Origin of the sequence: Gloeobacter violaceus PCC 7421, assembly GCF_000011385.1 — a bacterium.
In the GTDB taxonomy this organism is placed as follows: Bacteria; Cyanobacteriota; Cyanobacteriia; order Gloeobacterales; family Gloeobacteraceae; genus Gloeobacter; species Gloeobacter violaceus.
Genome location: NC_005125.1, coordinates 2,075,309 through 2,101,575, shown reverse-complemented (window position 1 = coordinate 2,101,575; position 26,267 = coordinate 2,075,309). Strand labels below are relative to the sequence as shown.

Below are 26,267 nucleotides of genomic sequence, written 5' to 3'. Positions count from 1 at the left end.
AATCTTTCGCACTCGATAAGTGCTATTCTCAAGACAGCGATAGTTCCTTGATATTCCTGGTTTCAAGAGCCTTACTTGTGCCTTGCCAGGACCATCTATGCCCTTCCGTTAGTGCAGGCATAGCGGCGGATTCGCTCATTCTTTGACCATTTCTACAGCAGGTGTTCCTATGGCGCAAAAACGTAGCCGAGCACTCAATCGCGTCGAAATTTACTGCCCGACTTGTGGTGTGCGTCTTTGGCGCATGCCTGGCAAGAAACATTTTGTCTATTCGACGACGGTGGAGCAGGCGCGCGAGTTGCTGGGGCTGACCAAAAAAACCGCCACGCTGCTGCACGCCGCCACTACGACCCTGGTGGATCGGACCCGCTGGATTGAAGAGTTTTTTTGCCCGAACGACGGAGCAGCCTGGATTGCCTGTCACCGGGATAAAAGCGGCCAGGTGAGCGGCCAGGTGGCCACCGGCGAGCAGTGGCAGCAGACGACCGGAACGGTCGATCCGCGACGGCCGAATCCTTCGGTCGGTGAATTTACTTACCGCAACAGCCGGGGAATCAGATTGCGTACCCATGGATAGGGATCTTGCCCGATGAGCACGCCTGTTGACGACTACTACGAGCGGCTGATAAAGCTCGCAGTAGCCCTTGAGAATATTCGCATCGATATCGCCGTCAAACAGAGCCAAAACCAGGCGATTCAAAGCCCGTCCGTCCTGGATGCCGTCGTAGGCACCGGGGAAATTATCGAGTCGAAATAGATGGCTGTCCAATCAATCAGGAGCTGCCCGCATGGCTGAGGAGCAACGCACCGAATCGGAACAGCAACGGGATGCTTTACAAAGGGTTCCCGTTGCCGTTATTGGCATGGCTTCTATTTTTCCGAAGGCCGGAAATTTGCAGGAATATTGGGAGAATATCCTCAACAAAAGGGACTGTATCGACGAGGTGCCCTCGACGCGCTGGCGCGTCGAGGACTACTACGATCCGGACCCGTCCGCTGCCGACAAAACCTACTGCAAGCGCGGCGGTTTTATTCCGGATGTGCCGTTTGATCCCTTGGAATTCGGTTTGCCCCCAAGCATCCTGGAAGTTACCGATATCACCCAGCTGTTGGGTCTGGTCGTGGCGAAGGCGGCGCTGGCGGATGCCGGGTACGCCGGGGCGGCACAGGCGGTACGCGAGCGCACCGGGGTGATTCTGGGGGTAGTCGGCGGCACGATGCAACTGCTGGTGCCCCTCACCACCCGATTGCAAAGCCCCACCTGGCATCGGGTGCTCACCAGCAGCGGTCTGAGCGACGAGGAGGCGTGCGAGATCGAGCGGAAGTTGAAGCTGGCCTACGTCGGCTGGGAGGAAAATGCCTTTCCAGGTTGGCTCGGCAACGTCATCGCGGGCCGCATTGCCAACCGGCTCGATCTCGGGGGCGTCAATTGCGTGGTGGACGCCGCCTGCGCCAGTTCGCTCGGGGCGATGAAGATGGCCATCAGCGAACTGACGGAGTACCGCAGCGATCTGATGATCACCGGCGGCCTCGATCTGGACAACAGCATTTTCATGTTCATGAGCTTCAGCAAGACACCGGCCCTGTCGAAAACACAGACCATCCGGCCTTTTGGGGCCGGGGCCGACGGCACGCTGCTCGGCGAGGGTCTGGGCATGCTGGTGCTCAAGCGCCTAGAAGACGCCGAGCTGGATGGCGACCGCATCTACAGTGTGATCCGGGGGATCGGTGCTTCCAGCGACGGAAAACACAAGAGCATCTATGCCCCCAACTGGCAGGGCCAGGTCCAGGCGATGCGCAATGCCTACCGCGCCGCCGGGATAGCCCCGGCCGGCGTCGGCCTCGTCGAAGCCCACGGCACCGGAACGGCGGCCGGCGATCTCAGCGAGTTCACGGCCTTGCGCACGGTCTTTGGCGAGGGGCCGGCGGCCCGGCCGCGCATTGCCCTGGGCAGCGTCAAGTCCCAGATTGGTCACACCAAGGGAGCGGCCGGTGCCGCCGGGGTGATCAAGGCGGTGCTGGCTTTGCACCACAAGATTCTGCCGCCCACCCTCCATGTCGAGCGACCCAATCCCGAGCTGAATATTGAGGATTCTCCGTTCTATCTCAACACCGAAAGCCGTCCCTGGAGCCGAGGACAGCAGCCGCGGCGCGCGGGTGTGAGCGCCTTTGGTTTCGGCGGCACCAACTACCATCTGGTCCTGGAAGAATACGAAGCCGAACACCTGCGGCCCTACCAGTTGCACCGCACTGGCCGGGTGTTGCTCGCCTGCGCCGAGACGCCGACGCATTTGTTGGAACAGTGCCGTGCTTTGCTCGAAGAACTGGGCGGCCAGAGCGGCGAGCGGGTCTTTGCCCAGTGGATCGAAGCGACGGCCGCTCTGGTGATACCGGGCGACGCCGCCCGGCTCGGATTTGTGGCGGCAAGCCGCGAGGAAACCTGCGCGCTGCTCGCCCAGGCGATCGAGACGCTCGCAGGGGCGGACCCGGAAGATCCCTGGGAGCATCCGGCCGGTATCTATTACCGCCGCTGCGGCCTGGCAGCCGGCGCAAAGGTGGTGGCTCTGTTTCCCGGCCAGGGGGCGCAGTACCTCAATATGGGCAGAAGCCTCGCAAACAACTTTCCCCAGGTTCGGCAAATCTTTGCGGATTTCGACGGTCTATTTAGCCTGGAGGGCGCACGGACGCTCTCGCAGACGGTCTATCCGGAGCCGGGCTTCGGCGAAGAACACAGCGCCCTGCACTCGGCGGCGCTGCAGGCGACGGAGTACGCCCAGCCGGCCATCGGGGCGCTGAGTCTGTCGTTGTTCGCTCTGCTGCACGAGGCCGGTCTGCGGGTGGATTTTGCCGTGGGCCACAGCTTTGGCGAACTGTCGGCGCTCTGGGCGGCCGGGGTGCTGAACGCACCAGATTATCTGGCTCTGGTGAGGGCGCGCGGCCGGGCGATGACCCCGCCCATCGAGCCGCCCCACCAGGCCGGGGCAATGCTGGCGGTCAAACATCCCGCAGCGGTTCTCCAGTCCTGGCTTCCTCAGCTTGAGGGGGTGAGTGTCGCCAACTTCAATTCCCCCAACCAGCTGGTGCTCGCGGGCGGGCGGGCGGCTATCCTGGCAGCCCAGCAAACCCTGGAAGCCAGGCAGATCCGCACCGCGCTGCTCCCGGTGGAAGCCGCCTTTCACACCCCTGCGGTGGATTATGCGCTTGGGCCTTTCGCAGAGGCGATTGGCAGCGTTGAGCTGAAGCCGCCGACCGTCGCCGTCTACGCGAACGCCACGGCAGAGCCCTATCCCGACGACGCGGAGGGGATTGCCTCGTTGTTGCGGCAGCAGATCGTCAACCCGGTGCTTTTCGAACCATCGATCGAGCGCATCTACGCCGAGGGGGGTGCCTGCTTTGTCGAATTCGGACCGCGGGGTATTCTCACCGGCCTGGTCAAAGACATCCTCGGCCAACGCCCCCATGTCGCGGTGGCCCTCAACCCGAGCACTCGGGGCGACAGCGACCGCCAGTTGCGCACAGCGGCGGTCCAATTGCGCGTTGTCGGTCTCCCGCTCAAGGATCTCAGCGGCTACCAACGCCCTTACCCGGCGGCGGGAGACGGCAAGCGGGCTTTGACCATTGCGCTGAACGGTCGCGGCTACCTGAGCGAAAAGACCCGTGCCGCCTTCGAACAAGCCCTGCAGAGCAAACCGCCCACCCGGGCGGCACCGACCAACGCCAACCGCAATGGGCAACGCCCGGTCCATAGTCCGAACGGAGCGCCGCCGGCCCAGGTAGTGCAGGGCCCCGGCCGCACCAACGGCCATGCGGCTTTGCCGCCATCTGATGTTGTGCAATTTCACCCAAAGGTGCATTCGATGTCACAGCACCCCACTACCACCAGCGTCCACGCACGGTTTTTCGACAGCCTCGATCAGACCCTGTCGCAGCTGGGCAAGCAGCAGGGAGAAACCCTGCGCGTTCATCAGCAGTACCTCAATCACCAGGCGGAGTACACGATGGTCTCCTTGCAGCTGTTGCAGCAGCAGCACACCCTGTTCGGCGGCCGAAGCGGGATGGGACCGATGCTCGAAGAGGTGGCCGGGCCGCTGCTGAAGAGCCTGGAGCGCAGCCTGCTGCACCTGCACCAGCACGAAGAGGGTACCCTCCACCTGCACGAGCACTACCTCAAGCACCAGGTCGCCTACTCCCAGGCGTGTGTGCAGTTGCTGAAGCAGCAGTGGGCGCTGCTTGCGCCCCCACAGTCCGGCGAAGGGGTGCCCGCCGCGGCAGCCTTCTGGGCGCCGCCGGCCGTCGAACCCGCCGTTGTGCCCCAACCGGTGTTGACGCCCTCTGCGCCACCGCCGGAGCCCCCGGTCCAAACCTCCGCAAACGGTTCGTCGGTACGGGCGACCGTCCAGCAGGTGCTGTTGCAGGTCGTCAGCGAGAAGACCGGGTATCCGGCTGAGATGTTGACGATGGAGATGGAGATGGAAGCCGACCTGGGCATCGATTCGATCAAGCGCATCGAGATCCTCGCTGCGATGCAAGAAGCGTTAAGCCGGCTGCCGGAGGTGGAACCGGAGGATCTAGCCGAACTGCGGACCCTCGAGCAGATCGGGGCGCACTGGGTAGCGGTGGCGGAGGGAGCGGCCAAAAAAAAGTCCCCGGCCGTCCTGCCGACGAGGTTGGTGAGCTGAACTGGACCCCCGAGCGGCGCATCGCCGTTCTGGAGCGCTTGCCCATGGCCGACCGATTGGAGTACGCCTTGCCCGAAGATGCGACGTGCCTGCTGAGCGAAGACGGTTCGCAGCTGACGCCCCGGCTGGCTGCGGCCCTCAGCGCCCGCGGCTGGCGGGTGGTCGTGCTCGCCTGGGCGGAAGCGGCCGGACCGGCTTTGCCCGCCGGGATCGAGCGGGTGGTGGTGCCCGCCCCGGGCGATCGCGACATTCAAGCGGTCCTCGCAGCGATCCGCTCGCGCTGCGGCACGGTGCGCGCCTTTGTGCACCTGCACCCGCCGCTGCCGATTGTCGAGCGGAGTACCATCGCGTTTTTGCCGTCTGAGGCCGCTTTGATTGAGGGCGTTTTTTATCTGGCCAAACACCTGAAAAGCGCGCTGGAGGAAGCGGCCCGCAGCGCCCGCAGCTGTTTTGTGACGGTCGCGCGCCTGGACGGCCGGTTGGGCGTAGAGCACAGCCGTCCCTGCAGTGCCCTTGCCGGCGGTCTGTTCGGGTTGAGCAAAAGTCTGCACAAAGAATGGCCGAACGTTTACTGCCGGGCGGTGGATCTCTGCCCGGATTTGGCCGTGGACGCCGCTGTGGAATGTCTGCTGGCGGAGCTGGACGACCCGGACCGGCGGCTTGTAGAAGTGGGACAGACCGGCGAGCAGCGCACAACCCTCACTTGCGCGCCGGAGGAGGAGGGGGGCGAGCCGGCCGTCGCGCCGGTCGCCCCCCTCGGTTCGCACTCCGTCTTGCTGGTGAGCGGCGGTGCCAGGGGAATCACTGCCCAATGCGTGGTGCACCTGGCCAAGCTCTACCGCTGCCGGTTCGTGTTACTTGGGCGCTCGGCTATCGACGGACCCGAACCGCCGTGGGCAGCCGATGGCCACGGCGAACAGCAACTGCAGGAGCGGTTGGTGGCCCACCTCGCCGCGCGGGCAGACAAGCCCGAACCGCGCAAAATTCGCCGCGACCTCGACGCCTTGCTGGCGCGGCGCGAGGTGGTGGCCACCCTGGAGGCGGTTGAGCGGGCGGGTGGAAAGGCCTTCTACTACAGCGTCGATGTGAGCGATCCGCTCGCCCTCGAAGCGGTCATCCGCTCGGCCACCGCCCAGGCTGGGCCGATCACCGGCCTCATCCACGGGGCCGGGAACATCGCAGACAAGCGCATCGAGCACAAAACCGAGCAAGATTTTCGACGGGTTTACGGCGCCAAGGTGGCCGGTTTGGCGAACCTGCTGCGGTGGGTGCCGGCCGGGCAGCTCGAACAGCTCATCTTGTTTTCTTCGGTGGTCGGGTTTTTTGGCAACATTGGTCAAAGCGACTACGCCATCGCCAACGAAATCCTCAACAAAGTCGCCCACGCGGTGAAGTACCATCACCCCGATTGCCACGTGACGGCAATCGACTGGGGGGCCTGGGACGGGGGTATGGTCACCCCGGAACTGATCCGCGCCTACCGGCAGCAAAATTTGCCGCTGCCGCGCATTGCGATCGAGACCGGCGTCGGGTTGCTTGCCGGGCAACTTCTACCCAAACGCCGCGAGCAGGTGCAGGTGGTGATCGGTGAGCCGCTCGCCCCCGCCGCGCCGCAGGCACCGCTCTGCGAGCAACGCCACTGGCGGATTGCCCGCCGAATGAGCCTGGCCGGCAACCCGTTCGTCCGCGACCATAGAATCGGCGAGCACCCCGTGCTGCCCTCGATGTGCGCAGCGGGCTGGATGGTCGATGGGTGCGAGCAACTGTTCGCCGGCTACCGCTGCTTGCAATTGCAAGATTTTCGAGTGCTCAAGGGGATCGTCTTCGATGGCGGCGAACCGGAAACGCTGTATCTGGAGATCGCGGAGCCTGGCCAGAGGCAATCGGGCCGCATAGAACTCGACACGCTGATCTGGAGCCAGGCCGGGCCGGGACCGGCTCGCCGCCATTTCAGCGGCCGGGCGATCCTGCTTGCCGAGTTGCCCTCCTCTACCCAGTCGCACCGTTCGGACTGTGCCCGAGAAGGCTCCTTTGCCGTGGCGCCGCTGTACGAAGATGGGACGCTCTTTCACGGCCCGAGCTTCCGGGGGCTTGAAGCGGTTTTGAGCCTCGATGCCCGCCGGGTGGAGGTCCGCTGTCGGGTGTTGCCGCCGGACGCGGCTTGCCAGGGCCAATTTCCCGCCCGTGCGTTCAATCCCTATATTCTGGACCAGTTGCTGCAAGCGGCCCTCGTCTTCGTCCAGCACCACCACCGGCAGGGATGCTTGCCCGCTCGGGTGGAGTGCATCGAACAGTTTCGCAGCCCGGCTTTTGGCGAAGTGTTCACGATCGATTTCGAGTGCACCGCCCACTCCGAGGCGGGCGTCGTCGGCGAGGCGGCCGCCTACGACGCCGGCGGCCGCCTGTGCGTCCGGATGCAGGGAATGCACCTGACGATGGGTCCGCAACTGAAGTCCCTGTTTGCCCGATCCGGGAGGGCGCGATGGAAAGCATAGCCATCATCGGGATAGCCTGTCTGTTTCCCGGTGCAAACGATCCGGCCCAGTTCTGGCGGAATTTGCTCGATGGGCGGTGTGAGCCGGGCGACTGCGCTACCGGGTTGTCGGTCGATTTTGCTTTTGATCCGAGCGGTTACCGATTGGACCCCGCCTTTTTGGAGGGATTGGACCGGCTGTTTCAGTGGTCGCTGGCGGTGGCCAAAGGGGCTCTGGGCGACAGCGGCAACTTCAACGGCGAAGCGCTTCTCAAACGCTGCGGCGTGGTGCTCGGCCAATCCTGCCTGCCGACGCTGTGCTCGAGCGAACTGTTCGCTCCTCTGTACCGCGAGACCTCTGCGCTCCGGCTGGAGCAGGCGGATACAGCCTCGCTGCCGTCGATGGCCAACGCTTTGGTGGCAGGCTATCCGGCCGCGGTGATCTGCCGGGCGCTCGGGCTGGAAGGAGGGCACCTCACCGTCGATGCCGCCTCCGCCTCATCGGTGTACGCCGTCGAGCTCGCCTGCGAGCATCTGCGCGCCCGCAAAGCGGATTTGATGCTGGCCGGTGCCGTGCACGCCGCGCAGCCGCAGCTGGTCCGAGCCGCTTTTGCGGCGCTCAAGGCCCTGCCTGCCGACGGTGCCAGCCGACCGCTCGACCGCGCATCGCAGGGGTTGCGACCGGCGCAAGGGGCGGCAATGGTAGCCCTCAAGCGCTACAGTGATGCGCTGGCCGACGGGGATCGCATTTATGCCGTGGTGCGCGGTACGGGGCTCGCGAACGACGGCCAGGGCCGACACCTGTTCAATCCGAGTCCGCGCGGTCAGCTGCTCACTTTTGAGTGCGCCTACGAACAGGCGCAGGTGGATCCGCGCTCGATCGGCTACATCGAATGCCACGCCTCCGGAACGCCCCTGGGCGATCGGACCGAACTCGATTCGCTGGAGCGTTTTTTTGGGCGCTACCACAGCGCACCGCTCATCGGCACCGTCAAGTCCAACGTCGGTCATCTGTTACCGGCCGCCGGACTCGCCGGACTGCTCAAGACGGTTTTGAGCCTGCACGCGGGAGTGATCCCCCCGACTGTGGGAGTCAGCGATCCGCTGCGCTCTAAAGACGGTCTGTTCGGCGCCAGGGCGTTGGTGCGGACCACCGTTGCCCATCCCGGCCGTCTGGCCGCGCTCAACGCCTTTGGTTTCGGCGGCGCCAACGCCCACCTCATCCTGGAGCAGCCGGAAGGCCATCGTTGCGAGGCGGCCCTGGCACCCGGTGCCTCCCAGCCGGCTGAAAAGCTCGCGCTCGTCGGTATGGACGCCCACTTCGGGGGAGCGTGCGGTCTGGAAGCTTTTGGCCAGACCCTTTACGAGGGCGCTCAACACTGGGTACCTCTACCTGCTGAGCGCTGGCACAAGCTTGAATCTGAGCCCGGACTTCTGGGGCGGTACGGCTTTGAAGCTGACGCTTCGGCGCTCAGGGGAGCCTTTCTGGAGCGCTTCGAGGTCGATTTGTGGCATCTGCGCATCCCGCCGCACGAAGCAGACCGGCTCGATGCTCAGCAAATCCTGATGGTGCAGGTGGCTGAGCGGGCGCTCGCGCAGGCGGGGCTCGCCAGAGGCGGCAAGGTGGCGGTCATCGTCGTTGCCGGGGCCAATCTGTCCCAGGGCCACCAGTGGCTCAGTTCGGGGCGCTTGCACGAACAGACCCACCCCACCCGGGTCGAACCGGCGGCCGACCAACTGCAGCCGCACGGGGTGTTGGGGCTGATGGGCAACCTGGCCGCGAGCCGCATCGCCGCGCTGTGGGATTTTACCGGACCGGCTTTTGTGCTTCCGGCCCAGGGTGCCGCCGCCTCCTTCAGAGCCCTCGAACTCGCCCAGATGCTGATCGCTTCCGGGCAGGCGGAGGCGGCGCTCGTCGGAGCAGTCGATCTTGCAGGCGGGATCGAAAACGTCCTGGCCCGCCACCACTGCGAGCCCCTGAACCAGGGAGCTGCGACTTTTGGTTACGACCGCGATGCCGACGGTTGGATGGTAGGCGAAGGGGCCGCCGCAGTGGTGCTGATGCCGACTGCCGCAGCCCAGCTTCAAAAAAAGCCTATCTGGGCGCTCCTCGACGCCGTCGGCTTTGGCCAGACCAACGCCTCGCAACCAGCCGCCGCGGCGATCGAGCAGGCCGCCCGCTGCACCCTGGCTGCAGCGGGGATCGCTGCTGATGGCATCGGGTTTGTGGAGGTCGCAGGGGGCGGCAGTGCCACGCACGATCCGGCCGAAATCGCGGGGCTGCATGCGGTCTATCGCCGGGCAGAATCGGCGACGGTGGCCCTGGGCAGCGCCACCGCCAACATCGGCCACCCCCAGGCCGCCGCCGGCATGGCGAGCCTGGTGCGCACAGCCCTGTGCCTGCACGACCGCTATTTGCCTGCGATCCCCGGTTGGTCCGGACCGAAAGCGTCGCACTGCTGGCAGGAAAGCCCATTTTTTGTTCCGTCCAGAGCGCAGCCGTGGCTGTCGGCCGGCCAGGGGCGGATCGCGGCCATCAGCGCCCTCGACCACGACGGCGGCTACGCCCACGCCGTTCTCTCAGAAGCGCCCCGGCGCGTCGAGCCCCCCCAAGCAGCAGACCCGCCCTTTCGACCGCATCTGCTGGTGGTCGCCGCGGCCGACCGCGCCGATCTGCAGACGCAGCTGGAGCAACTGGAAGCCCGGCTCGCCGAAAATCAAGCCCTCGAAGTCCTGGTCCGGCGCTGCCACGCAGCCTGCCGCAGCCGCCCTGATCTGCCCTACGCTCTCGCTATCGTCGGCCACGACCGCGAGGAAGTGACAGGCCAGCTGCGCCGGGCCTACAAAGGCATCGCCGCGGCCTTTGAGCAGGGCAAGACCTGGAAGACCCCCGTGGGCAGCTATTTCACCGCCGAGCCGCTCGGGCGGCAAACCCGGGTCGCCTTCGTCTACCCCGGCGCGTTCAATACTTACCCCGGCCTCGGGCAGGATCTGCTGTACCGCTTTCCCCGCTGCCACCGGCGCCTCGATGAACTGACCGAAGATGCCGCTCTGTTGACGCGCGAAAAGCTCCTCTATCCAAGGAGCCTGAATACCCTGTCCGCCAGAGAGCGGATCGCCCACGAAGAACGCCTGCTGGCCGATCCAGTGGCGATGATCGACTCCGGGCTCGCTTTCGCAGCGCTGTACACCAGCATCTTGCAGCGCGAATTCGGAGTGCAACCCCAGGCAGCCTTCGGCTACAGCCTTGGGGAGACGAGCATGCTGAGCGCCCTCGGGGTCTGGGCGGGCTGCGACGCGCTGTGCAAGCCCCTGCGCACCTCGCCGTTGTTCACCCGCTGCCTGGCCGGGCCGAAGCTGGCGGCGCGCGAACACTGGGCCATCGCCCCCGAGCAAGCAGCCTCAGACTTGTGGAGCAACTTCGTGCTGCTCGCCCCGGCGGGGGCCGTCGAGCAAGCCCTGACGGAGCACGAGCGCGTCTACCTGACCCACATCAACACCCCCGGCGAGGTGGTGATCGCCGGGGATAGCGCCCAGTGCCAACGCCTGATCGAGCGCCTGGGCTGCGGTGCGGTGCGCGCGCCCTTCGACGGCGTGCTGCACTGCGAGGCGGTGCGCTCCCGCTCTGAGGAAATCGCGCGCTTGACCACCGTGGCGATCCAGGGGAAGCCGGACCTGGCGTTCTACTCGACGGCCGGGTACGCCCCGATCGATCTGGAGGCGCAGTCCATCGCCACGGCCCTGACGGCCAATCTGTGCCGGCGCGTCGATTTTCCGCGCCTGGTCGAACGGGTGTACGAGGATGGTCACCGGTGCTTTATCGAGGTCGGGCCGAGCGGCGGTTGTGCCCGCTGGATTGCCGCCATTCTCGGAGATCGCCCGCACCTCAGCCTCCAGATCGACCAGCGCGGCGTCAGCGAGCAGGTTTCGATTGTGCGCCTACTGGCAGCCCTGGTGAGTCATCGGGTGCCGGTGGATCTGACGACTTTGGAGCGGGGCGCTGCGGGCGGCGCCGCGGCCCAAACAACACTCTCCAGAACGATAGTCCTGGGTGGCGACCGACTTGAGCCGCCGCCGCCCGGCGCGACCGTTCAAGTGCCGCTCCCCCCGGCGACGGGGGGACCCCCCCTGGTGCAGACGGCTACAGCCAGCCGGGCGCACAGCAGTTTTCTCGAACAGCGGGCCGCGTCGCTCAGGCAATGGGGCGAAATTCTCCAGCTGCAGCTTGCCGCCGCTCAGCAGGTGCTCGACGCACCCGTCCAGGCCACGGAGCACTCGTCAGGGAGCCGATAATGCCGATCTCTACAACGGTTTGTGACACCGATGTGCGCCATGCAGGCAGCGCGCCGAAGACCGGGCAGGTCTGGAGCGGTCCTGCCGATGCGGTTGCCTTCGATGAACCCGGTATCCGCTCGATTTTGCGCGATAGCGACGTGCCCTGTTATGCCGTCCGCCAACAAGGCCGGATCGGTCTGGCAAGAGGCGGGTCGTGGCTGAGGGCCGCCGACGAAGCCGATCTGCCGGAGGTGCTGGCCTTTGTGCCGGCGATGTCTTTGCACTCCCTGGGCGATCCCGCTTTTCTGGCCGCCCATCGGGTCCGTTGTGCGTACATGACCGGGGCAATGGCCAACGCCATCGCCTCGGAGGAACTGGTGATCGCCGTGGGCCGGGCCGGTATGCTCGGCAGTTTCGGGGCGGCCGGTCTGGTGCCGGATCGGATCGCTGCGGCGATCGGACGCATTCAGGCGGCGCTGCCGGAGGGACCCTACGCCTTCAATTTGATCCACAGCCCCAGCGAACCGGCCCTGGAGGCGGGGGCGGTGCGGGTGTACCTCGAAGGTGGCGTGCGCACCGTCGAGGCGAGCGCCTACATCGATCTCACAGCCCAGATCGTTCACTACCGCGCGGCGGGGTTGGGGCTCGATCCGGCTGGGTGCATCACGATTGCCAACCGGGTGATTGCGAAGGTTTCCCGCCGGGAAGTGGCGGGCCGCTTTCTGCAGCCGGCACCTGAAGCTCTGCTGCGGCAACTGGTCGAGGCGGGTCGGATCTCGCCTTTGCAGGCGACCCTGGCGGGCAAAGTGCCGATGGCGGACGACATCACCGTCGAGGCGGATTCCGGCGGCCACACCGACAACCGTGCCCTGGTGTGCCTGCTGCCTTCGATCCTGGCGCAACGCGACGAGATCCAGGCACAACAGCGCTTTGCCCAGCCGACGCGCATCGGGGCAGCAGGCGGGATCGGCACGCCGCAGGCCGTTCTGGCGGCCTTCGTGATGGGGGCGGCGTACGTCGTGACCGGCTCGGTCAACCAGGCCTGCGTCGAGGCGGGTACCTCCGCCCACACCCGTGCCCTGCTGGCCAGGGCGGAGACGACCGATGTGACGATGGCCCCGGCGGCGGACATGTTCGAGGTGGGGGTCAGACTGCAGGTGCTCAAACGCGAAACCTTGTTTGCGATGCGCGCCCAGAAACTCTACGAGTTGTACAAGACCTACGGCGCTCTCGAAGAAATCCCGGCCGCCGAAATTCAAAAACTCGAATCCCAAATTTTCAAAAAAAGCCTCGAACAGATCTGGCAGGAAACCATTGCTTACTTCAGCCATCGCGATCCACAGCAAATCGAAAAAGCCGAGGGCAACCCCAGGCGCAAAATGGCCCTGATCTTTCGCTGGTATCTGGGTCTTTCTTCGCGCTGGTCTAACCTCGGCGAAAAGGGTCGGGAGATGGATTACCAGATCTGGTGCGGGCCAGCGATGGGTGCCTTTAACGATTGGGTCAAAGGCACCTACCTGGGCGTGCCTGAAAATCGCACAGTTGTCGATGTGGCTGGACAGTTGATGCTGGGAGCTGCTTTTTTGTACCGGGTGCAGCATTTAAGAAGCCAGGGTCTTCAACTGCCGCCCGCTTACTGCCGGTACTTTCCTACGCGTTAGAGAAAGCAAACTATCTATTTTCTTGAGGTAGACTGCATGAACGCTCCACCGTATTCATTGGCTGCAAAAGAGCTGGCAAACGCGGAAGCATTGCAGGAGTTAATTATCTCCTTGCTCGTCGAAAGTCTCGAAGAAGAGCAAATCGATCCTGAGGACATTGACCTTCGGCAACCGCTCGGCAGTTACGGTTTAAGTTCTGTGCAGGCTCTGGTGCTTCTGGGCAAATTGGAAAAGCAGGTAGGCTTTGCACTTTCGCCGACGGTGCTGTGGAATTATCCGACGATCCAAGCCCTGGCCGGATGGCTTGTGGAGGAGATCGAGGCGGCGGCTCACCGGCAGGAGATTTAGCCCGTGGAACCTATCGCAATCATCGGTATGGGTTGCCGTTTTCCGGGGGCGAGCGACCTGAAGGCTTACTGGCAATTGTTGTGCGACGGCGTCGATGCCATCGGTGAAGTTCCGGCGGAGCGGTGGGATGTGGATGCCTTCTACGACCCCCACAGGCGAACCCCCGGAACGATGAACACGCGCTGGGGAGGGTTTTTGGAGTCGGTCGATCGCTTCGACCACCAGTTTTTTGGGATCACCCCCCGCGAAGCGCGGCTGATGGATCCGCAGCAGCGGCTGTTGCTGGAGGTGGCCTGCGACGCCTTCGAGCAGGCGGGACTGCCGCTGGAGCGCCTCGCAGGCAGCCGGACGGGGGTGTTCGTGGGGATATGCACCCAGGACTATACGCGGGTCAACAGGCGATTTCCCGACCGGCTCGACGCCCTGGTCGGCACCGGCAACGCCTTCAGCATCGCCGCCAATCGCCTGTCCTATCTGCTGGATCTGCGCGGCCCGAGCCTGGCGGTCGACACGGCCTGCTCCTCTTCGCTGGTGGCTTTGCACCTGGCCTGCCGGAGTCTGGCCCATCGCGAATCGGATCTGGCCCTGGCCGGCGGCGTCAATCTGCTGCTCTCTCCGGACCTGACGATTATCTTTTCTGAGGCGCAGATGCTCTCGCCCGATGGGCGCTGCCGCACCTTCGACAGCCGTGCCAACGGGTACGTCCGCGGCGAAGGCTGCGGTGCGGTGATCTTGAAGCGCCTGGCGGACGCCGAGCGCGACGGGGACCGGGTGCTGGCGCTGGTGGCGGGCTGCGCCCTCAACCAGGACGGGCGCAGCAGCAGCCTGACGGCTCCGAACGGATTGGCGCAGCAGGCGGTCATCCGGGAGGCCCTCGCCGCCGCCGGAGTGCCACCGGAAGCGATCGGCTACGTCGAAGCCCACGGCACCGGTACCCCCCTGGGCGATCCGATCGAAGTGCTGGCCCTGGGCGCAGTGCTGGCCGGCCGGCGCTCCCCGGACAATCCCTGTCTGCTGGGCTCGGTCAAGACGAACATCGGCCACCTGGAGGCCGCCGCCGGGATCGCCGGGATCATCAAAGTGGCGCTGTCGCTGCAGCATCGGCAGATCCCGCCGAGTCTGCACTTCGAGCAGGCCAACCCGCACATCCCGTTTGAGCGGCTGCCGGTGCGGGTCCTGGATAGCCTCGTTCCCTGGCCGCAAGCGTCGCAACCGGCCCTTGCCGGGATCAGCTCCTTTGGCTTTGGCGGCACGAACGCCCATGTAATTCTGCAGGAGGCGCCCGCCCTGCCGGTGCCCGCCCCCGCCGTGCCGCAGGCCGACGCGTATCTGGTGCCTCTGTCGGCCCGCACAGCCCAAGCTTTGCAGGATCTGGCTTCGGCGTACCGCGCGTGGCTGCGCTCGGACCAGGCGCTTCCCGCCCTGGCGGATCTTGCCTATAGCGCCGGGCTGCGCCGCAACCACCACGGCGAGCGCCTCGCTGTGGTCGCCCACACCCTTGCCGAACTGGGCGAGCGTCTGGAGGATTTTGGCCGGGGCCAGCCGCACTGCGGCGTGGTGAGCGGCAGGCAACCGCGCAAACGCCGCCCGAGGATCGCTTTTGTGTTCTCGGGCCAGGGTCCGCAGTGGTGGGCGATGGGACGGGAATTGCTGGAGCAGGAGCCGCTGTTTAAAGCCGCCGTCGAGCGCTGTGACGCCGCTGTGCGCGAACAGGCGGGCTGGTCGCTATTGGAGGAACTGCGCGCACCGGAGGCCGATTCGCGCCTTTTGCAGACGGAGTTTGCCCAACCGGCTCTGTTTGCCCTGCAGGTGGGCCTGGCGGACCTGTGGCGCAGCTGGGGGGTCCCACCGGACGGTGTGGTCGGCCACAGCGTCGGGGAGGTGGCCGCGGCCCACATCGCCGGGGTGCTGACCCTCGAAGAGGCGGTGCGCATCGTTGTGCACAGGGCGCGGCTGATGGAGCAGGCGACCGGGCGGGGGCGGATGGTGGCGGTGGAGTTGCCCGCGGCCCAGGCGCAGCAACTGATCGAGAACTTTGGCGACCGGATCGCCGTTGCTGCCGTCAACAGTCCCACCTCGACGGTGCTGTCCGGCGAAAGTGCGGCCCTGGCGGCAGTGGTGGCGATTCTGGAGCGCCGCGACATCTATCACAAATATCTCCCGGTGGACTACGCCTTCCATTGCCCGCAGATGGAGCCGTTCGCGCGGGAACTGAGCGCTCTGTTGGCCGGTCTGTCCCCCCGCCCCGCTGCGGTGCCAATTTATTCGACGCTCACCGGCGAAAGTGCCGCAGGCGGGCAGTTCGAAGCGGTCTACTGGGGGCGCAATCTCCGGGAGCCTGTGCGCTTTGCCGAGGCGGTCGCAGCACTGATAGCCGATCGCTATACCGTCTTTTTGGAGTTGAGCCCCCATCCGGTGCTGGGCGGTGCGATCCGCCAATGCCTGGAGCAGGCGGATCAAGAAGGCGTCGTTCTGGCCTCGCTGCGCCGCAAGGAGCCGGAGCGTCCCGCGCTGCTGGCGGCCCTGGGCACGCTCTACACCCTCGACTTTGCGATCGCCTGGGAACGCCTTGCCCCGCAGGGGCGCTTTTGTGCCGATCTGCCCCTCTATCCCTGGCAGCGCGAGCGCCACTGGCTCGACGTCCCGCCTGCGAGCCGGGCCGATCTCGTCCTCGCCGCGGACGGGGCTCCCCAGGCGATGCTGGGCGGGCGCCTGCCCTCGCCCCTCAAGCAGGTCCAGTTTCAGGCGCGCGTCGGCGTCGCCCGTCAGCCCTTTCTCGACGATCACCGCCTGCACGGTGTCGTGGTCGTACCGGGAGCTTCGTACATCTCGATGGCGATCGCCGCCGCGGGCGCCGTCCTCGGCGAGGGTGCCTACACCCTGCAGGACGTGTTGATCCAGGAGGCCTTCACGCTGTTTGACGGCGAGGAGCGCCTCGTGCAGCTGATCTTCGAACCGGATGGAGCGGACCGGGCTACTTTTCAGGTGTGTTGCGGCAAGGAGCGCGCCGAAGCGGGCGAAGCCGACTGGAAAGTGCTCGCCACCGGTGAGCTTGTCCGCGCAACGGACACCCAGAAGCTGTACCGGCCCGATTTTGCCGCCCCCCTCAGCCCGGAATCGGTCGAAGCGTTCTACCGGCGCATCCGCGAAGCGGGGCTGGATCTCGGACCCAAGCTTCAAGGGGTCCGTCAGGTCGAGCGATGCGACGGAGAAGCCCTGGGGTACCTGCAACTGCCGGAGGGTCTGGAGGCAGAAGCCTCGCTCTACCAGATCCATCCGGTGATGCTCGATTCCTGTTTGCAGGTGCTGGCGGGCGCTTTGCCCACTGCGGGCGAGCAGGCGTTCCATGGCAACGACGTGCACATTCCGGTGCATTTCGAGCGGATCCGCTACCACGGCAGCCCGGCGCGCGGACAGCTGCGCAGCCACGTGCGGATGCGCCCGCGCGAGCAGCAGCAGACCGGCACGCTCACCGGGGACTATGTGCTCTACGACGCGCAGGGCCGGGTGGTGCTCGAAATTGACGGTCTGTTGATGAAGCGCGCTTCGCGCGAAGCGTTGCTCAACATCATGCAGTCGAACGACTGGTTCTACGAACTCGCCTGGCAACCGCTGCCTTTGCCTGCCCCCCAAATCGCAACCCGGCCGCCGGGCCGTTGGATCGTGCTGAGCGGCAACAGCGCTCTGGGAGCGGACCTGGCTACCCGGTTGGAGGCGCAGGGCCACAGCAGCGTCCGCGTGGTTGCCTCCGAGCAGTTCGCAATTCTGGAGCCCGCTCGGCACTACGCGCTCAATGGGCAAAAGCCGGAGGATTTTCGGCGGCTGATGCGGGAAATTGTGAGCACCAACGGCCTGCCGCTGCTGGGGGTTGTGCACCTGTGGAGCCTGGAGGAGGCGAGCGGACCAGCGCTCTGGGAAAGTGCGCTGCACCTGGTCCAGGCGCTGGTGCTCGCCGAAAGCCAGGCGCCGCTGTGGCTGGTCACCCGGGGAACCCAGGCGCTCGGACAACCCCTTGGCGAGCGCGCGGTGGAGCACAACGCCCTGTGGGGCCTGGGTCGGGTGATCGCCCTGGAACACCCGGAACTCTGGGGAGGGCTTGTGGATCTCGATGTCGAGCCCGGCCGCGACGAGGGCGCCCGGTTGCTTGCTCAACTGCAGGCGCCGGATGGCGAAGATCACGTGGCCTGGCGCGGGGAGGAACGGCTGGCGGCCCGCCTGGTGCAGACCCGCCAGGGCCGGACTGCCGCGGGCGCCCCCCCCGCTTGGGAGAGCGGCGGCTATCTGGTGACCGGCGGGCTGGGCAATCTCGGTCTGCAGGTGGCGCGGTGGATGGTCGAGCAGGGTGCCAGGCACCTGGCGCTGGTGGGCCGACGCGCCCCCTCGCCCGAGGCCGAAGCTGCTCTTGCCGGCCTCAGGAAGCTTGGAGCCCAGATCTGCGTTCTGCAGGCGGACATCTGCGACCCGCACCAGGCGCAGGCTGTCCTGGAGCATTTCGGCGATGCGCTGCCGCCGCTGCGCGGGATCGTGCACGCGGCGGGGGTGCTCGACGACGGCCTGCTGGTCCAGCAAAACCGCGAACGCTTTGCCGCCGTCCTCGCCCCGAAGGTGCAGGGAGCCTGGCATTTGCACACGCTCACCCGCCAGATCGATCTGGACTTTTTTGTGCTGTTCTCTTCGGTGGCCGGTTTGTTGGGCTCCCCGGGACAGGGCAATTACGCGGCGGCGAACGCCTGTCTGGACGCGCTGGCCCATCACCGCCGCGCCCTGGGCCTGCCCGCCCTCAGTATCAACTGGGGACCCTGGGCCGAAGGCGGCATGGCCGCCGCCCTTAGCCGCCGGTATCAGGAGCGGATCGCCGCCCAGGGGGTGAGCGCCATCCCGGTCCAGCGCGGCCTCAAGGCCCTCGAATGGATGCTCCGCCAGGCCGTTCCCGCCCAACTGGGCGTGCTGCCGGTGCAGTGGGCGAAGTTTGTCCAACCGTTCCTGCCGGGCCGCCTGCCGTCCTTGCTCAGGCAAATCGCCCGGGAGGTTCAACCCCGGCAGAGCGCGGCGGTTCCAGCTCCAAGCGGCGGCGCCGAACTGGCCCAACAGTTGCGCTCGCTCGGTTTTGAGCCCTGCTATGCCCTTTTGCTGACCCACCTGCGCGGCCAGTTGGCCCAGGTGCTGGGGCTCGCTCCCTCCCACAGTTTCGATCTGGAGCAACCGGTCAACGAACTGGGTCTCGATTCGTTGATGACCACCGAACTCAAGCGACGAATCGAAGGTGAGCTGGGGGTGAGTGTGCCGGTGGTGCTGCTGTTGCAAAATCCCAGCCTCTCCCAGCTCGCCTGGAAACTGGCGCAGCAGGTTGCCGCCGATGCGCCGGCAGGCTCAACCTCCGGAACCGCCGCCGGACGGGACAACCCCTGGCTGGTGCGCCCCCGACCGAATCCCGGCGCGCGGTTGCGCCTGTTCTGCTTCCACTATCTGGGCGGCGGCGCCTCGACTTTTCGGCAATGGCCGGAGGGTTTGCCTGCCGACGTCGAAGTCTGCGCCATTCAATTGCCGGGGCGCGAGGAGCGGCTCGAAGAGCCGCCCGTGGCGGATTTCTTCGCGCTGATTGCGACCCTGGCCGAGCAGATCGGCCCCGAGCTGGATCGGCCGTTTGCCTTCTACGGCCACAGCCTGGGGGCGCTGGTCTGCTTCGAACTGGCCCGGCGGCTGCGCCGCCAATCCGGCGCGCTGCCGGTTCATCTGTTTGCCGCCGCCTACTATGCGCCGCACCTGCGCACGCCGTCCCAGGGCACCGGGGTGTCCGGCTGGACGGACGCCAGGCTCCGCGAGGAGATCCCGCGCGTCATCAGCGCACCCCAGTCGCTGATGGACAATGCCGAATTCATGCAGGTTCTGCTGCCGCGGGTGCGGGCGGACGCCTGCCTCCTGAGCACCCACCTCTACACCGAGGAGCCGCCTCTCGATTGCCCGATCACCGCCTTTGGCGGCCTGCAGGACACCGTCGTCGACCGCGAGTCGCTGGCTGCCTGGTCCGCCCACACCAACGGCGCCTTCCAGCTGGAGATGTTTGCAGGCAACCACATCTTCCTCGAGAGCGCCCGCGAGGCGGTGCTCGGGGCGGTCGCGGCGGGTTTGCTCGCCGCCCCGAGCGCCCACTAGCGGCGACCCCCACCCAAAATGTCGTGATTTTAGAGCCAAACCATGGTCAACCTACTCGACAATCCGTCCATTGCCGCCCAACCGACGACGCTCGTCGAAATGCTGCAGCGCCGGGCAATCCAGCAGCCCGAAAGACTCGCCTTCACCTTCTTGGCCGACGGCGAGACGCAGGAGAGCAACCTCACCTACGGCGAACTCGATCGGCGCGCCCGGGCGATCGCAGCCCATCTGCAGACTTTTGCCGCCGCCGGTGAACGGGCGGTGCTGCTCTATCCGACAGGATTGGACTACGTGGCCGCCTTCTACGGTTGCCTGTACGCAGGCGTGATCGCCGCACCGGCCTACCCACCCGATCCGACGCAACTGGAGAAGAGCCTCGCGGGTCTGCACGGGGTGATCCGCGACGCCCAGGCGCGCTGGGTGCTCACCACCACCGGCGTGCACGCGCTCGTCCACTCCCAACTGGCCGGCGGCGAAGAGCGGCAGCCGCTGCAGTGGCTGTGCACCGACCCGTTGCCCGAGACACCGGCCGAATCGTGGCGCCCCCCGCAGGTAGAGAGTGCTTCCATCGCGCTGCTGCAGTACACCTCGGGTTCCACAGCCGCTCCGAAGGGCGTCATGCTCACCCACGCCAACGTCCTGCACAACCAGAAGCTGATCCAGAGCGCCTGCCACCACACGGAGCAATCCACCTGGGTGACCTGGCTGCCTTTGCACCACAACCTGGCTTTGATGTCCGCGGTGGTGCAACCGGTCTACGTCGGTTATCTGAGCGTGCTGATGCCACCGCCGGCTTTTTTGCAGCGGCCGTTGCGCTGGTTGAGGGCTATCTCGCGCTACCGGGGCCGGGGGGCGGCAGGCCCCAACTTCGGCTTCAACCTCTGCATCAAAGAAATTCCGCCCGAACAGCGCGGCGAACTGGACCTGAGCAGTTGGGAGGTGGCGATTATCGGCGGTGAACCCATCCAGTGCGACTTGCTCGAGCGCTTTAGCGCCGCCTTCGCCCCCTGCGGGTTTCGCCCCGAGACGTTCGTGCCCGGTTACGGCCTGGCGGAAAGCGTCCTGATGGTCTCCGTCGGCCGCAAGTCCGAACGCCCAAAAGTCAAAGCCCTCGACAAGGCCCACCTGGCGGCGGGCCGCGCCGTCGATGCCCCCCCCGGCCAGGCCGAGGCGATCAAAGTGGCCGGGTTCGAACTGTACGACCATGACCCGACCATCGCCGTCGTCCACCCCGAAACCCGGCGGCGCTGTCAGCCGGGCGAGATCGGCGAAATCTGGGTGGCCGGCGGCAGTGTCGCAAGCGGCTACTGGCAAAAACCGGACATCTCCCAGGCGACCTTCGCAGCCCGGATCGCCGATTGCGCGGAAGGCCCGTTTTTGCGCACGGGAGATCTGGGCTTTATCGCCGACGGCCACTTTTTTCTGACCGGGCGCTGCAAAGAGCTCATCATCATCAGCGGCCGCAACCACTACCCGCAGGACATCGAATTGACGGTGCAGACGAGCCATCCGGCCCTGCGGCCCAACTCCAGCGCCGCCTTTTCGATCCCATCGGACGGTGAAGAGCGGCTGGTGGTGGCCGCGGAACTGGCCGACGACGATCCGGTGCCCGTGCCGGCGGCAAAGTCGATCGTGAGCGCCGTCCAGCGGGCCGTCGCCGAGCAGCACGGTCTGCGGCCCACCGTGGTGCTGCTCAAACCCGGAACATTGCCCAAGACCGCCATCGGCAAAATCCAGCGCCTCGGGGCGCGGGCGCGCTACCTGGCCGGTACCCTCGAAGCCTGGAGCAGCCAATAGGACCGTTTTCGCGCCATTTCACCAACGCAGGAACCACTTTGATGTTTGACCTTACCACTGCCCCCCCCGGCCGTCGGCACGCCGTCGTCATCGGCGGCAGCATCGCCGGCCTGCTGGCCGCCCGGGTGCTCGCTCCCCACTTCGAGCGGGTGAGCATCCTCGAGCGCGATCGCCTCGCAGATCAGCCCGAATTTCGCAAAGGGGTACCCCAGGCTCGCCATTTTCACCTGTTGCTGGCCCGGGGGCTGATGATCCTGGAGCAATTGTTGCCGGGCATCGAAGCCGATTTGCAGGCGGGCGGCGCTGTGCCCCTCGAATGGGGTGCGGAGGCGCTCTGGTTTTTGCCGGCCGGCTGGGCTCCGCGCTACTACAGCGGTCTGCGCACCTACTCCTTGAGCCGGGATCTGCTGGAGTGGTGCGTGCGCAGGCGCGTCCGGAGCATCAAGAACATCGCTTTTCGGACCACAGCCGAAGTCATCGAACTGTTGAGCGATCCTGGCCGCAGCCGCATCAGCGGGGTGCGGGTCCGCTGCAGCCAGCGCGCCGAGAGCGCTCCCGGCGCGGTCGAATCGTTGAGCGCCGACCTGGTCGTCGATGCGAGCGGGCGGAACACCCGGATGCCGCAGTGGCTGGAAGCGCTGGGCTACGGCTCCCTCGAACAGACCAAAATCAACGCCTTCATGGGCTATGCCACCCGCTACTACGCCCGCCCCGAGAACTTCCACGGTCAGTGGAAATCCCTGAACGTCTTTCGCAAACCCCCCGCGATGTTGCGCGGGGGCGCGCTCTTTCCGCTCGAGGGCGATCGCTGGATCGTCACCCTGGGCGGTGGAGCCCGGGACTATCCACCCACCGATGAGGCCGGCTATCTGGAGTTCGCGCGCTCTTTGCGCAGCCCGCTACTGTACGAGACCATCCAGGGCGCCCGGCCCGTCTCGCCTATCTATGGCTTCCAGAATGCCGAGAACTGTCTGCGCCACTACGAACGGCTGCCGCGCTGGCCCGAACGGCTGGTGGTGCTCGGGGACGCCACCTGCGCCTTCAATCCGCTCTACGGCCAGGGGATCACCATGGCCGGGCGGGGGGCGCTGTTGCTGGAGCGCTGTTTGCAGGAGCAACCCGGCGCCGAGCTGACCGGTTTGGGGCAGCGCTTCCAGAAGAACCTCGCCGAACTGAACACCTATCCCTGGCTGATGGCCACGGGCGAGGACTTTCGTTATCCGGTCACCGAAGGGGGGCAGCGCTCGATGCGCACCCGATTCATGCACTGGTACATGGACCGCGTGCAGATGCTCGCTACCGAAAAGGCCAGTATGTTCACCACCTACATCGAGGTGGTCAACATGCTCAAACCGCCGGGGGTATTCTTCCAACCGGAGATCGCCGCCGGGGTGCTCGCCAAAGCTTTCCGCAGGCAGCCCGCCGACAGCCCGTCCCCACCGGGCGGTTTCTCCACCCCGATGCGCACCGGCGACCCTTCGGCGCTGGCTGGACCAGCCTCCCCCGATGGTCGCTATTGAAGCCCCGTGGCGGCCGACTGCCGCCCCGCCGGTGCTGACCCCGGCTGCGGTACACATCTGGCAGGCGGATCTCGATTGGCCCGCCGCTCCGCTGCCGGTGCTGGAGCGCACCCTGTGCCCGCAGGAACGGAGCCGGGCGGAACGCTTCTGCTTCGAGCAGCACCGCCGGCGCTTTATCGTCGGCCGCGCCACACTGCGGATGCTGCTGGGACTGTATCTGCAGAGCGAACCGGCTTGCGTGCCAATCAGCTACGGAGCGCACGGCAAACCGCTGCTGGCCGACGGGGCGCACCCCTTGCGCTTCAATTTGTCCCACAGCCAGGGAAAGGCCGTCTACGCCTTCAGCTGCGGGCGGGAGGTCGGCGTCGATCTCGAATGGGATCGACCGCTCGCCAATTTCGATCAGCTTGCGCGTGTCGCTTTCTCCGAGGACGAAAACCGGGTATTCAAAGCCCTCGCGCCCTACCAGCGCCGCGCCGCTTTTTTTCGTTGCTGGACGCGCAAAGAGGCCTACGCCAAAGCCAGGGGATATGGCTTCGCACTCGCTCCCGACCGCTACACAGTTTCGCTCGCACCGGACGCACCGGCAGCACTCCTGCAAAGTCGGGAGGAATCTGGAGAAGCCGGGCGCTGGGTGCTGTTGGACCTGTTGCCCTGGCCGGATTATCCGGCAGCTCTGGCTGTGGAAGGTTCGAGCGGGCAGGTGCACTGCTGGCACAGCCCGGAGCCGATTTCAAGGAGATCGCCGCGATGAATCTTGCCTACATCCTGGACGAGGGGCTCGAAAATACGCCCCGCAAAACCCTCTTCACCGGCGACGGCCGCTCCTATACCTACAACCAGGTGGTGCGCGCGAGCGAAAATTTGGCGACCGGCCTGCGGCGGCTCGGGTACGCCCCCGGTTGCCGGATCGCCGTGATGCTGCCGAATCTTCCCGAATACGGCCTGGCCATGTACGGCCTGTGGTGGTTGGGGGCGCAACCCGTACTGATCAATCCCCAGCTGACCCTGCGCGAGTTGCGGCATATCTTGCTCGATTCACAGGCCCAGGCGGTGATCACCACCGCCGATTTGCTGCCGACCCTGGCGCCGCTGCGCTGTCTGCCGCCGATGTTGACTTTTATCGTCGTGGGCGGCGAGGTCCCGGCCGGGGATCTGAGCTTTGCCGAGCTGACGGCGACTGCCGGGCGCAGCGGCATCCAGCGGATCCACCCGACGGATACCGCCGCACTGCTGTACACTTCCGGAACTACCGGTGAACCGAAAGCCGCCCTGCTCACCCACGGCAACTTCTGGGCCATCGCCCAGAGCAGCCGGATAGCCATCGAAGGCACGCCGAAGGACCACCTGCTGTGTGTCCTGCCGTTGTTCCATTCGTTCGGATGCATGGTGGCCCTGGTGCTCTTTGCGCTGATGGGAGCGTCGGTCACCTTCGAGCACCGGCTCACCCCCAAGCGTCTGATGGAGCACCTGCGCGATCCGCGCTTGAGCTTTTTGATCGCCGTGCCGAATCTGCTCTCGACGCTGCTGCGTTTTCCGGCGGACTTTCGGCTGACGGAGAACCTGCGGTGCGTCTGTTGCGGCGGCAGCGCCCTGCACCCCCAGGTGGAGGCGGACTTTCGCGCCCGCTTCGGGGACATCGTCCGCCAGGGCTACGGCCTCACCGAATGCGTCAGCAGCACCACCCTCAATCCCCTGCCCGGCCCGGTCCGGCCCGGCTCGATCGGCAAGCCCCTGCCGGGGGGACCGGAACTGGCTATCTGCGACCCGCAAACCGGTGCCTTGCTGGGCGAGCGCCAGGTGGGCGAGTTGTTGATCCGCGGCCCCCATGTCTTCAAGGGCTACCACAACCGGCCGGAGGCGAGCGCAGCGGTATTTCTGGACGGCTGGTTGCGCTCGGGGGATCTGGGCTATCGGGACGCGGATGGGTACTACTTTGTGGTCGACCGCATCAAAGATGTAATCATCGTCAGCGGCCAGAATGTCTATTCCCAGGAGGTCGAAAAAGTCCTGCTCAGCCACCGGGCGGTGCGCGAAGCCGCCGTCGTGGGCGACCCGGACCCCGACAAGGGCGAGGTTGTCCACGCCTACGTGAGCCTGCACGAAGGAGCGACGGTCGGGGAGGCCGAGCTTGTGCACTACGCCCGCTCGCAACTCGCCCCGATCAAAGTGCCGCGGCGGCTCACGGTGGTGGAGGCGCTGCCCAAATCGCCCACAGGCCGGATCCTCAAGCGCCGGTTGCGCCCGCAGGCCGCGGCCGCCGACCCCGAAGCGAGCGGCGTCGAGGTCGAGCACCATGCCAACGGCGGCGCGCCGGCGGCTGCAGGAGCCTTGCCATGCAAAAAGTAATCGTCGAAGCGTTTGGGGGGGTCGAGCGGCTGCACCTGGCCGCCTTGCCCGACCCCTGCCCGACCGGGCAGCAGGTGCTGGTGCGGCTGACCAGCATCGGCATGAACCACGCCGACTTGATGGCGCGCCGCGGCGAGTACCGGCTTTCTTCAGGAGAGCCGCCCTTCACCCCCGGCCTGGAAGGTGGCGGCTACATCGAGGCTGTCGGGCCCGCAGTGCACGACCGGCACGTCGGCCAACGGGTGCTGCTCAGCCTCGACGCGCCGGTCCACCCTGAGGGCCGGGTCGGAACCTACGGCACGCACTACTTGACGAGCGCCGCACAGACGGTGATTGCCCCCGACGCCCTGCCCGACCAGCTGCTGGGGGCGCTCTGGCTGGCGTACCTGACGGCCTGGAGTTGTCTTATCTGGCGCCAGGGCCTCAGAGCCGGTCAAGTGGTGCTGTTGCCCGCCGCGAGCAGCAGCGTCGCCATCGCCGCCGCCCAGATCGTCCGCCACCATGGCGGCGTGGCGATCGGCACCACGACCAGCGCCCTCAAGTGCGAAAAGCTGCAGGCGATGGGCGAATCCGCCTACGCCCAGATCGTGTGCACCGGCGAGCGCCAGTGGCGCAAGCAGGTCAAAAAGCTCACCGACAACCGCGGCGTCGATGTGGTCTTCGACCCCGTGGGGGCCGGGCCGTTGTTGCAATCGGCGATCCACCTGCTCGCGGAGGGCGGAACGATCTGGATCTACGGCCTGCTGGGCAAACCGGACGTGCTGGATGTCACACCGCTGATTCGCAAGCGCGCCGCCCTGCGCGGGTGGCTGCTCGACGAATTGAGCGCCCTGGGAAGCGAGCCGGTGCAAAGGGCCTACCAACACGTTCTCGATCGGTTTGCAGATGGTACCTACGCGCTGCCGATAGCGGGAATCTTCCCGCTGCGGGACGTCCGCGAAGCCCACGCGCGGATGGAGCGGGGCGCACACATCGGCAAGTTCATCCTGGTGCCCTGAAGATGACAAAAAGC

General features: G+C 66.1%; 13 protein-coding genes. All 13 read left to right on the top strand.

Annotation, left to right across the window (positions count from 1 at the left end; translation table 11 throughout):
- Positions 1 to 169: 169 nt before the first annotated feature.
- From GLL_RS10145 to GLL_RS10085, 13 genes are read left to right on the top strand one after another with little or no spacing between them, the layout of a single operon-like run.
- The gene (locus GLL_RS10145) at positions 170 to 577 is read left to right on the top strand and encodes a hypothetical protein (RefSeq protein ID WP_011141958.1); all 408 of its coding nucleotides are present in this window, start codon (positions 170 to 172) and stop codon (positions 575 to 577) included.
- A 12-nt stretch (positions 578 to 589) separates the two neighbouring features.
- On the top strand, positions 590 to 757 hold the full coding sequence (locus GLL_RS10140) for a hypothetical protein (RefSeq protein WP_164928897.1): 168 nt from the start codon (positions 590 to 592) through the stop codon (positions 755 to 757).
- Positions 758 to 788: 31 nt separating this feature from the next.
- Positions 789 to 4,679 carry a type I polyketide synthase gene (locus GLL_RS10135; RefSeq protein WP_011141957.1) on the top strand — a complete coding sequence of 1,297 codons (3,891 nt, stop codon included), beginning with the start codon at positions 789 to 791 and terminating at the stop codon, positions 4,677 to 4,679.
- A gap of 44 nt (positions 4,680 to 4,723) precedes the next feature.
- Complete coding sequence (locus tag GLL_RS10130) at positions 4,724 to 7,174, top strand: SDR family NAD(P)-dependent oxidoreductase (RefSeq protein ID WP_011141956.1); 2,451 nt, start codon at positions 4,724 to 4,726, stop codon at positions 7,172 to 7,174.
- Positions 7,162 to 11,445 (top strand): type I polyketide synthase, encoded by a 4,284-nt coding sequence (locus tag GLL_RS10125; protein WP_011141955.1) that lies wholly within the window; start codon positions 7,162 to 7,164, stop codon positions 11,443 to 11,445. Before GLL_RS10130 ends, GLL_RS10125 begins: the two co-directional genes overlap by 13 nt.
- Positions 11,445 to 13,088, top strand: coding sequence for a PfaD family polyunsaturated fatty acid/polyketide biosynthesis protein (locus tag GLL_RS10120; protein WP_011141954.1), 1,644 nt, complete (start codon positions 11,445 to 11,447; stop codon positions 13,086 to 13,088). Before GLL_RS10125 ends, GLL_RS10120 begins: the two co-directional genes overlap by 1 nt.
- Positions 13,089 to 13,124: 36 nt before the next feature.
- Positions 13,125 to 13,436 (top strand): acyl carrier protein, encoded by a 312-nt coding sequence (locus GLL_RS10115; RefSeq protein ID WP_011141953.1) that lies wholly within the window; start codon positions 13,125 to 13,127, stop codon positions 13,434 to 13,436.
- A gap of 3 nt (positions 13,437 to 13,439) precedes the next feature.
- The gene (locus GLL_RS10110) at positions 13,440 to 19,589 is read left to right on the top strand and encodes a type I polyketide synthase (protein WP_011141952.1); all 6,150 of its coding nucleotides are present in this window, start codon (positions 13,440 to 13,442) and stop codon (positions 19,587 to 19,589) included.
- Positions 19,590 to 19,631: 42 nt separating this feature from the next.
- Entirely contained in the window at positions 19,632 to 21,386 is a 1,755-nt protein-coding gene (locus tag GLL_RS10105; RefSeq protein ID WP_011141951.1) for a fatty acyl-AMP ligase, read from the top strand.
- A 41-nt stretch (positions 21,387 to 21,427) separates the two neighbouring features.
- Entirely contained in the window at positions 21,428 to 22,906 is a 1,479-nt protein-coding gene (locus GLL_RS10100) for an FAD-dependent oxidoreductase (RefSeq protein ID WP_011141950.1), read from the top strand.
- On the top strand, positions 22,893 to 23,660 hold the full coding sequence (locus GLL_RS10095; protein WP_011141949.1) for a 4'-phosphopantetheinyl transferase family protein: 768 nt from the start codon (positions 22,893 to 22,895) through the stop codon (positions 23,658 to 23,660). Before GLL_RS10100 ends, GLL_RS10095 begins: the two co-directional genes overlap by 14 nt.
- The gene (locus tag GLL_RS10090; protein ID WP_011141948.1) at positions 23,657 to 25,255 is read left to right on the top strand and encodes a long-chain-fatty-acid--CoA ligase; all 1,599 of its coding nucleotides are present in this window, start codon (positions 23,657 to 23,659) and stop codon (positions 25,253 to 25,255) included. The genes GLL_RS10095 and GLL_RS10090 overlap by 4 nt, the downstream gene beginning before the upstream one ends.
- Positions 25,243 to 26,253, top strand: coding sequence for a zinc-dependent alcohol dehydrogenase family protein (locus tag GLL_RS10085; protein WP_011141947.1), 1,011 nt, complete (start codon positions 25,243 to 25,245; stop codon positions 26,251 to 26,253). Before GLL_RS10090 ends, GLL_RS10085 begins: the two co-directional genes overlap by 13 nt.
- The last annotated feature ends 14 nt before the right edge of the window (positions 26,254 to 26,267 follow it).